The 6817-nt window shown below is 67.4% G+C and carries 9 protein-coding genes and 1 pseudogene; 6 read left to right on the forward strand and 4 right to left on the reverse strand.

The genetic code is table 11. The annotated features are described in order from the left end of the window. Both HBH26_RS20055 and HBH26_RS20060 read left to right on the forward strand, forming a co-directional pair. A pseudogene (locus HBH26_RS20055) lies at positions 1–107 on the forward strand (IS5 family transposase); the annotation flags it as partial. Between the two features lie 33 nt (positions 108–140). Next, positions 141–458 (forward strand): hypothetical protein, encoded by a 318-nt coding sequence (locus HBH26_RS20060; RefSeq protein ID WP_168136340.1) that lies wholly within the window; start codon positions 141–143, stop codon positions 456–458. A 9-nt stretch (positions 459–467) separates the two neighbouring features. Here HBH26_RS20060 and HBH26_RS20065 read toward each other — a convergent pair whose 3' ends face one another. Both HBH26_RS20065 and HBH26_RS20070 read right to left on the reverse strand, forming a co-directional pair. Beyond that, positions 468–881 carry a DUF2442 domain-containing protein gene (locus HBH26_RS20065; protein ID WP_168136341.1) on the reverse strand — a complete coding sequence of 138 codons (414 nt, stop codon included), beginning with the start codon at positions 879–881 and terminating at the stop codon, positions 468–470. Further along, positions 868–1116 (reverse strand): DUF4160 domain-containing protein, encoded by a 249-nt coding sequence (locus HBH26_RS20070; RefSeq protein WP_007406241.1) that lies wholly within the window; start codon positions 1114–1116, stop codon positions 868–870. Before HBH26_RS20070 ends, HBH26_RS20065 begins: the two co-directional genes overlap by 14 nt. Before the next feature lie 387 nt (positions 1117–1503). Between HBH26_RS20070 and HBH26_RS20075 the strand changes: the two genes are divergently transcribed. The 4 genes from HBH26_RS20075 to HBH26_RS20090 all read left to right on the forward strand — a co-directional run bounded on the left by HBH26_RS20075 (position 1504) and on the right by HBH26_RS20090 (position 4131). Beyond that, on the forward strand, positions 1504–2124 hold the full coding sequence (locus HBH26_RS20075; RefSeq protein ID WP_168136342.1) for a SprT family zinc-dependent metalloprotease: 621 nt from the start codon (positions 1504–1506) through the stop codon (positions 2122–2124). 71 nt (positions 2125–2195) lie between these two features. After that, positions 2196–2849 (forward strand): ParA family protein, encoded by a 654-nt coding sequence (locus HBH26_RS20080; protein WP_168136343.1) that lies wholly within the window; start codon positions 2196–2198, stop codon positions 2847–2849. Next, positions 2849–3181 carry a hypothetical protein gene (locus tag HBH26_RS20085; protein WP_168136344.1) on the forward strand — a complete coding sequence of 111 codons (333 nt, stop codon included), beginning with the start codon at positions 2849–2851 and terminating at the stop codon, positions 3179–3181. Before HBH26_RS20080 ends, HBH26_RS20085 begins: the two co-directional genes overlap by 1 nt. Continuing rightward, the gene (locus HBH26_RS20090) at positions 3178–4131 is read left to right on the forward strand and encodes a replication initiator protein A (protein ID WP_168136345.1); all 954 of its coding nucleotides are present in this window, start codon (positions 3178–3180) and stop codon (positions 4129–4131) included. Before HBH26_RS20085 ends, HBH26_RS20090 begins: the two co-directional genes overlap by 4 nt. An 808-nt stretch (positions 4132–4939) precedes the next feature. On the opposite strand, the gene HBH26_RS20095 is transcribed toward HBH26_RS20090, so the two are convergent. Beyond that, the gene (locus HBH26_RS20095) at positions 4940–6508 is read right to left on the reverse strand and encodes a type IV secretory system conjugative DNA transfer family protein (RefSeq protein ID WP_168136346.1); all 1569 of its coding nucleotides are present in this window, start codon (positions 6506–6508) and stop codon (positions 4940–4942) included. After that, entirely contained in the window at positions 6508–6660 is a 153-nt protein-coding gene (locus HBH26_RS20100; RefSeq protein ID WP_239024959.1) for a hypothetical protein, read from the reverse strand. Before HBH26_RS20100 ends, HBH26_RS20095 begins: the two co-directional genes overlap by 1 nt. Between the last annotated feature and the right edge of the window lie 157 nt (positions 6661–6817).

Below are 6817 nucleotides of genomic sequence, written 5' to 3' on the forward strand. Positions count from 1 at the left end.
TCGGCCGCCTCAAGGATTGGCGGCGCGTCGCCACCCGCTACGATCGCTGCCCCACAGCCTTCTTTTCCGCCGTCGCCCTCGCTGCGACAGTCATCTTCTGGCTCTGATCAACGAGTCCTGACCCTAGGACGGAGAATCGCATGACCATTACCATCACCCCGCTTTCCCCCGAGCGCCTGAGCATCACCGGCGACGTCGAGATGGAATTGTGCATCCCCTTCGACGGTGACGAGGACCGCTTTCATCTCGCGATCAGCGACGGCACGTTGATCGCCGGCGAATACGACCCCGAAGGCGACCACTTCCACTACCAGGTCGAGATCGAGGGCGCGGGGATCACGCGCATCGCCGGCGACACGGTGACGGTCGATTGGCGGCCGGAGTGGGTGACGATCGGCGTCTATCAGCCCGTGCCGGCGCGCGCGATCGAGCCGCTGCCTTTGTTCGAGTCCGCCTGACCCGCTCGATTAGGCCAGTGCGACCTTGCGGGGACGACCGCCCTTGCGGCCGTTCGCGCGCGAGGCGGCGATCTTGACGGCCGTGCGCGCTCGTCCCCCTTCCGCGCCGAGCTGGCGGGCCATCCACTTCTTCGATCCGAACACGCCCTGGAGCAGCGCCGGAACGTAGAGGTCCGCGTCGAGCTTGGGCCAGTGCAGCCCCAGCCCGGCCGGGCTGATCTCAATATCGGCGAGGTTGTCGGGCGAGGCATCAGCCAGACCTTCGGCGAGCTGCGTCGGGAAAGTCAGCTCGACCCCGGTGTTGAGGGCGACCACCACGCGCGAGCGCCGGCGATCATAGCGGGCGGACACGGCATGGCCCGCGGCGCGAGTTTCCGCCATGCGGGCTTCGGCTTGCGCCAGCTCCTGCTCAGTAATCGCCATGTATCGTCCTCCATTCCTCGCACAGCATTGGCACCACCTCCGCCAGCGCCGCCTCGATCCGGTTCACGTCCGACAGCTTGAAACCGTAGCTGTCGCGCAGCTCGGGCGGTCCGGCGGGGCAGTTCAGGTTGAACACCGCTTCCCCGTCCGCGCCCTTCACATGAACGTGCGCCGGGCGGTGATCGTTGGGCCAGATCACGACCCGCAGGCCACCAATACGGAACACGACGGGCATAGGCCGGTGTAGCATAAACCCAAGCGGTAGGGAATAGTTGCGCGGGCGTGAGCGCGTCCCGTGCGGGACCGCGCTCTATCTCCGCTCACGCTCCGATCGAGCCGCCTAGCGGCGTCTCGCCCCTGACGGGCAACGATCGCTCGCGCGGGCGGGGTGCGCCCCGCCCAGGCGGACGCCGGCGATGCCGGCGAAGATCTCCGTCAGGTGGGGAAAGGGAGCGCCGCCCCCTCTCCCCAGCAACGGCAATCAGCCGGGCCGTGGCTCGGCTAGCGCCTGCGCCCGCACCACCCCGGCAGATTCCCATTGCCCCCCTCTCCCCCGCTGTTCGCCACGAGGCAGGGCCGATGGCGAGGCCATCGCCCAAGGGCGATTTGAAGGGAGAAGATCATGGAGCAGGACAATCGCGAGAGCTGGTTGAACCGGGTGGCGATCGGCATGGCCCCGCTGTTCGACGCGCTGGACACCCCCCTACCCTCGCGCGTGCGTGTCGCGATCGGCTTCACCAGCCGGGGCGCGAAGGGCCGTGCGATCGGCGAGTGCTGGGATAACCGGCGCAGCGGCGACGGGCATTTCGAGATATTCATCCGGCCGGACTTGGCGCACGCCCCCGACGCGATGCCCGCGCAGATTGCCGCGGTTCTCGCGCACGAGCTGGTCCACGCCGCGGTCGGGATCGCGGCCGGACATGGGAAGGCGTTTAAACGGGTCGCGGTCGGGCTGGGGCTGGTCGGCCCGATGCGCGCCACCACGCCGGGCGACGCCTTCCTTACTACCGTCACGCCGATCCTCACCGCCGCAGGCCCCCTCCCCCATGCCCGGCTCGACACCGGCGGCGAAACCACCGCCCCCAAGAAGCAGGCGGCGCGGATGCTCAAATGCGAGTGCGCGACGTGCGGCTATACGGTGCGGACCGCGCGCAAATGGCTGGAGACGGCGGGCGCGCCCCTCTGCCCGATCGCCGGGCATGGGCCGATGCAGCACGATCCGCTCGACCCGGACGAAAGCTAAGCTACTAAGACCCTTTACGACTAAGCGGCTAAGCGGCATAAGTCGCTTAGCCGCTTAGTGGGAGAACAGCGATGCAGGTATGGGCCGTGATCGCGCAAAAGGGTGGGCAATCCAAGACCACCCTCTCGACCGGGTTCGCCGTCGAGGCGGCGCGGGAAGGGGCGTCCGTCGTCATCCTCGACGCCGACGACCGGCAAGGTTCGGCGCTCTACTGGTCGGAGCGCCGCGACGACGACGACGTGACGGTGAAGGACAGCAGCGTCGCCGGCCTGCCGCTCCACGTCTCGCGCGGGCGCGGCAGCGGCAAGATCGACCTTATCGTCATCGACACGCCGGCGAACTCCAAGGACATCGCCATGCTCGCGGCCGAGCAGGCGGATTTCGTCATCATCCCCGTCGCGCCGCGCGGGCTGGACGTTCATTCGGTGTTGCAGACCGTCAAGCAGGTGCAGCAGGCCGGCACCCCCTTCGCCGTCATTCTCACCCAGGTTCCGCACCAGGGCGGGGAGGGGCAGGAGGCCCATGCCGGGTTCGCGGCAAAGGGGGTGACGATGTTCGACAGCCGCCTTCACTTCCGCAAGGACTTCTACAAGGCAACCCCGCTTGGACGCACCGCAGCCGAGACCGAACCGGACGGCAAGGCCGCGGCCGAGCTGCGCGCCGCCTATGCCGAGGCTAAGCGACTAAGCGGCTTTACGACTAAGCCAGTAAGCGAGGCGGCATAATGGCGAAGAAGCCTTCCGCGCTCGCCAGCATCTTCGATGACGAGGCCGAGGAACCGGCACCGGCTCCCGTTATCGCGCCGGCCCCCGAGCCACAGCGGTCGGCAGCGCCGCGCCGATCGCGGCGTTCGGCCGACACGCCCGCCCCGGCGACGCCGGCGCGGCGCAGCAGCCATCCGGGCAAGAAGCCGGTGCTGATCCACATTCCCGAGGACATGCACCGCGCGTTGCGCCAGCTCAGCGTCGAGGAGGGCGGGGAGCCGCTCACCGTCATCACCGAACGCCTACTCCGCCAGTATCTGGTCAAGCGGGGCCACACCAGGTTCGCGCCGTGAGCAAGCGGCGCGATCCCAACCCCGAGTTCGACCTGTTCATTCCGGCGCTGGGCGACCTTCCGCTCCGCGACCAGCGCGAGGTCATGGAGCGGCCGTTCTTCTCGCTCCAGAAGCGCAAGCGGTTGAAGCCGATCGAGTATCGCAGCCCGGACGGCGAGGCATGGGTGCGGGTGCAGGCCATCCCCGACTACGGCATGGCGACGATATGGGACGCCGATATTCTGATTTGGGCGGCGTCCACGCTCAACCGCATGAAGCAGCAGGGCTTGAACGACCTGCCGCGCACGCTGACCACGACGCCCTACGACCTGTTGCGGGCGATCAAGCGCAGCACCGGGGGCAGGGACTATCAGGAGCTGCAGGCGGCATTGCTCCGGCTCCAGACGACTTCCATCACGACCTCGATCCGCGCATCGGCGCGCCGGCAGAAGGCCGGGTTCAACTGGCTCGATAGCTGGACCTTCGACACCGACGCCGAGACCGAGCAGCCGCGCGGCATGACGCTGACGCTCTCGGATTGGGTTTACGAGGGGATCGTCAACGAGAAGTCGTTGCTCACCATGCACCCCGATTACTTCCTGCTGTCCGGTGGGTTGGAGCGGGCGCTGTATCGCATCGCGCGCAAGCATGTCGGCTCGCAGCAGGGTGGGTGGGTGTGCCGGGTGGAGCTGCTACGCGATAAGACCGGCAGCGATGCCCAGCCCAAGGAGTTCAATCGGATGCTCCGGCGGGTGATCGAGGCCGACCAGCTCCCCGACTATACGATGGAGACGACCGAGACGGCCGACAAAAGCCCCGCCGTGCTGTTCAGACGGCGCGGCGAGGCCGAGGCGCTGGCGCTGGCTGAAAAGATGCGCGCCGAGGACGAGCGGCGCGCCCGCGTTGACGCCGATCGCCGGCGCACCGAGGAGGTGGACGCCCGTATGGACCGGCTCGCCGGGCGGCGCTGACTATCGGGGTTTCACCCACCGCAACCATCACTATCGGGGTTTCACCCACCGGCCCGAGTCGACCCGCCAGCCTCGCCGCACCGCGATCGGGGCCGAACCGCCCGCCAGCTTGTGGATAACCGGCCCGGAAAGCCGCTTTTCAGGATCGGCGGAGTCGGGGTTTCACCCACCATCGCTTCGGGGGATCACCCACCGCACTATCGGGGGATCACACACCGAATCACGGGGTTTCACCCACCAGGCACCTTCGTAACCAACTGACAACAAAGCGGAGATTCCGCTTTTCGCGACCCTTAACCTTCTTAACGATTCCTATTTAACAGAATCACTTAACCCCGAGCGGCACCGCTAGGACAACGACAGCCCTGTTAGACCGGGCAACGGCAACTCCCACCATCAACGGCATCACACGTCCGAAAGAGGAGGGGGCAAACGGAATCGGCCTAACGGCCGATGCGCTTTTGTTGCGTGCCGCCTTCGGCGTCACCAAGGCGGCGCAAGCGCCGCAGGCTTTCCGGGAAAGCCAAGCGCGACCGGCGGCGCTTCGACTTCGAGCGACAGTGACCGGCAAATCGGTCGCAGGACCGGATTTCCAGGCCGTGAGCGCCGATTGAGAGGCGAGGAGAGGGCGGGAGCCCTACAAGGGCCAGGGCAGCGCCAGCGCGGTCCCTCGCGCTAACTGGTCAGATCGACTATAACGTGCGAAGCGAGCTGCCCAGCGATCGCGACCGGACCCGCCGCGGCTGCTACCCGTGGCGGGTCCAACTTCCGGCCGGGGGTGTGTGAACTTCGTGCTTTCGGCGACCGTTCAGGCCAGATCGAACAACCCGGCGAACTCGCGCTGGTCGTAATAGCGGATTTTTTCGACCGCGAGCGGGTGTTCGCCTTGGCGCAGCAGGAGGAGCTGGTCGGGCTGCATCCGCATGATTTCGTCGGGCGTGGCGAGCCGCCGGGCGGTGACGTGGGCGCTGACGCTTTCGGAGGGGCCGGCGCGATTTTCGCCCCAGCCGATCCCGCGCGACGTGCTGACGGTATCATATTCCAGCGTCGTATCGCCGATCGTTTTGGAGAGCATATCGGCGGTGGCATGATCGTTGACCCCGAACGCTTGGATCACGCCCGCGTTGGACATGAATGTGCCGGCGCGCTCGCCATAGTTGGCGCGGAGCTGGTGCATGTCCTGGAGGATCGGCCAGAGCTGGAGGCCATAGCCCGCCATCAGACCCATCGCGCGCTCGACCGGCTCCAGTCGGCCGAGCGCGGCGAACTCGTCCAGCAGGAACAGCACCGGCTGGGCAGGGCGGGCGGTCGATCGCGCCATGTCGGTGACGGCCTGGCTCACCAGCAGCCGCAGCCAGCGCGCATAGGTATCGAGCCGATCGGGCGGCAGGCACAGGAACACCGTGGCGGTCGCATCCTTCAATCCCGCGAACGTGAAATCCGACGCGGCCGTGCTGGCGACGATGCGAGGGCTGTCGAGAAAGTGGGTGTGGCGTTGCGCCGAGGACAGCACGCCGGCGGCTTCGCGATCGGACTTGCCGAGCTGGCGGTTGGCGGCTCGCGCGACCAGGCCACCGGCGCCGGTGCTGTCCTGCATCGCAGTGAGCAGCGCGGCGAATCCGGCAGGAGCCAGGGTCAGATAATCGCGCACCGTCGCGAGCGTGCGGCGATCGGCGAGCTCGGTGGTGACGACGTGCAGGATCAGCCCGGCGATGAGCGCCTTGGCTTCCTCGTTCCAATGGGCGTCGCCCGATTGTCCCGGTGCGTCGTGGACCAGCGCGTCGGCGAGCGTGTTGGCATCTTCCGCGAGATCGAGGCTGGCGGGATCGAGCCGGTCGAGCGGGTTGTAGCGGGCAGGGGTCCGGCCCGACACGCCGAACGGATCGAGGCACCAGACCGGCCCCTTGGTTGCCCGCGCGCGGGCGGTGACGCGGGCGTTCTCACCCTTGGGGTCGATGCAGATCACCGAGCGATCGATCAGCAGCAGATTGGGGATGATCGTGCCGACGCCCTTGCCCGAGCGGGTCGGGGCCATCGTCAGCAGATGCGCCGCGCCGTCATAGCGCAGCAGCTTGCCCGACTTCGCCGAGCGGCCGATCAGGAGATCCCCGTTCGCTTCCAGCTTCCGCACGTCGGCACGGTCGCCGAAGCGGGCGGAGCCGAGCAGCTCGCTTTGCCGGTTGGCGGCGCGCCGGTTGGTGCGCCAGGTGAAGAACAGGATCAGGCCGAACAGCAGGAACGGAATGTCGGTCGCAATCTCGCCATAGCCGAAGATGCCCTTGAGCCAGGCGTTGCTTGCGAACAGCACCACCACGGCCACGACGATCGCGAGCCGCCAGCTTATCGGGCGACGCCCGCCGATGACCGGCCCCGCCATCAGCCGGTCACGCCGATTGGCGTGACCGGCAACGCGCGGTCGGCGTCGGGATGATCGAGCAGCCGGAGCAGGATTTGCGACACGAGGGGAGGGGACACGCCTTCACCCAGCAGCATGTCGAAAAACGCATCTTCGTTCGGCGTCGGGATCATATCTTCGATCACGAGGTTGGCGCGCGACTCGGGAGCACCTCAAGGTTTGTGACACGGACAGCGGTAAGCTGAACAGGTAGCGAACAGGGCGGCTCAGGCCACCTTGGCTCCGGGTCCGCCGGCGATGTTGAGTGCGCGGTAGCCGTCTTGATCGAGC

It is taken from the genome of Sphingomonas corticis, assembly GCF_012035195.1.
GTDB classification, from domain to species: domain Bacteria; phylum Pseudomonadota; class Alphaproteobacteria; order Sphingomonadales; family Sphingomonadaceae; genus Sphingomonas; species Sphingomonas corticis.